Source organism: Streptomyces phytophilus (assembly GCF_013870535.1).
Lineage (GTDB): Bacteria > Actinomycetota > Actinomycetes > Streptomycetales > Streptomycetaceae > Streptomyces > Streptomyces phytophilus.
Map to the genome: position 1 here is coordinate 1 of NZ_JACBXC010001565.1, position 1232 is coordinate 1232.

At 76.6% G+C, this 1232-nt stretch carries 1 protein-coding gene; it reads right to left on the reverse strand.

All coding sequences use genetic code 11. From position 1 onward, the window contains the following. Positions 1-1090, reverse strand: a 1090-nt coding sequence (locus H5J30_RS34260; RefSeq protein ID WP_181791713.1) for a Wzz/FepE/Etk N-terminal domain-containing protein, incomplete at its 3' end; no start/stop codon positions are given. Positions 1091-1232 lie beyond the last annotated feature (142 nt).

Below are 1232 nucleotides of genomic sequence, written 5' to 3' on the forward strand. Positions count from 1 at the left end.
CGCCGGGCAGGCCGTCCACGAGTACCACCGGCCCCTCGTCCGCCAGTGCCCTGCCGACGTCCCGGGCGATCGCGCACGTGCTGCGTACACAGCCCAGTTCCAGCAGCGACACGGGTTCCGGGGAGCCGCGGACGGCACGCGCCAGCGTTGCGGTGAGCCGTGTCCGCGCATCCCGGGTCCGCCGGCTCCGCCACCGGCGGGGCCTGCGGCGCAGCTCGGCGATGACCGAGGCGCCCAGGTGCGCCGCGATCTCCCGCCGCAGCACGGGGCGGTCCGCGACCACCGTGCCGACCGCGGCCGCGGCGAGTCCGAGCACCAGCCCGAGCACCAGCCCGATCCCGCCGTCGGTGGCGGCGGCCCTGGGCAGGGACTCCCGTACCGCGCGCGGCGCGTCCACGATCTGCGTACCGGCGATGAGCTGGGGCGTGCCGATGCCCGCCTCCGCGGCCCGCTGCTCGAAGTCGGCGATGCGCGAGGTGAGTTCGGCCCGGCGGGTGAAGAGCGACTCCAGGTCCGCGGACGCCGTCGGGCCGCCGTCCGGCGGGCCCTGCCCGATCGCCTCGTTGACCTCGGCGAGTTCGTCCCTCATCCGGTCGCGCTGGTCGAGGAGGGTCTCGGACTCGGCTGCTGCGACCTCCCGGAGGCGCCGTACGTGGTCCGCGACGAACGCGTCGGCCAGCGCCCGCGCCCGGGCCTTCGCTTCGGCGTCGTCGCTGCCCGTCACCTTGATCTGCAGCAGGTTGTTCGTCAGGCCGATGCCCTGGTAGTCGTCCGTGAAGTCCTCGGGGCGCTGCGGGGAGTCGAGTGCCCGGAGCGCCTGGCCGGCGATCCGCGTGGTCTCCAGCAGCGCGACGTCGGTGCGGATGAGCGTGCCCGGGTCGGTCGGCTGGTCCGCCTGATGCGCGACGAGCACGGTGGTCACCGCCGTCGGCGGCGTGGGCAGCAGGAGGGCCACGGCGATGCCGGCGAGCAGGCCCACCAGCCCCACCGAACCCCAGAGCCGCCGGCGCCTGCGCACCGCCACCACCAGCGACTGGAGGTCCAGCAGCGGGGTGGCGGACGACTGCTCGGCGGCCGTGCCCGTCGTCACCCGGCACCTCCCGCCGCGTCGGCGCCGACCGCCATCACCGGCGCGGCACCGTCCGGGGACCCGTCGGCGGGGCGTGGCGGACGGCCCCGGACCGCGCCGGCGACGACGACGCCGGCGACGTCGTGCCCGGCGTCCGCACACG